General features: G+C 72.1%; 1 protein-coding gene. It reads left to right on the top strand.

Annotated elements, in window-relative coordinates:
- Positions 1-592, top strand: a 592-nt coding sequence (locus KUM32_RS40525; RefSeq protein ID WP_217146687.1) for a hypothetical protein, incomplete at both ends; no start/stop codon positions are given.

The following is a 592-nucleotide window of genomic DNA, read 5'->3' as shown; positions in this document are numbered from 1 at the left end:
CTTCGTCGCCGACGCGGACAGCAACCGCGGCACCGACCGCTGGATGCTGATGTTCACCCGGGGCGGGCCCGACGAGCCGTGGCGGGCCGCCTACCTGTCGCTGCTCAGCAAGGACGAGGTGCCCGACTTCGCCCTGGACGCCGACGGCTTCGCCAAGCCGGTACCCACCGGCGCCGACTCGGGGCTCGCGGTACGCCCGGACCGGCTCAGCTCCTCGTACGTGAACTACCTGATGACGGGCGAGGGCACGGAGTTCGCGGACGGGCCGGCCACCTCCGGGCTGCGGGCGGAGCGCCAGAAGCACGTGCGCACGCCGAAGTACTGGACCGAGTACATCGACACCCCCGCGCACGGCGGTGACTTCGCCCCGGTCGGGCTGCGCACCAAGGACGGCGGGGGCGTGGTCTTCTTCGCCTCCTACCACCGCCAGAAGCAGACCGCCGCCAAGGGCTTCCGGCCCACCCCGCCCAAGCGCGTGGAGGCGGTCATGACCGGCGAGGTCCGCAAGGCGATCACGTTGACCCGGGTCTTCGAGTCCTCCGTGCGCGTCCCGGCCAAGGGCGCCGCGGAGCGCGAGGTGGTCTTCCTCAAC

It is taken from the genome of Streptomyces sp. AC627_RSS907, assembly GCF_019049165.1.
This window is presented reverse-complemented; position numbering and strand designations above follow the sequence as displayed.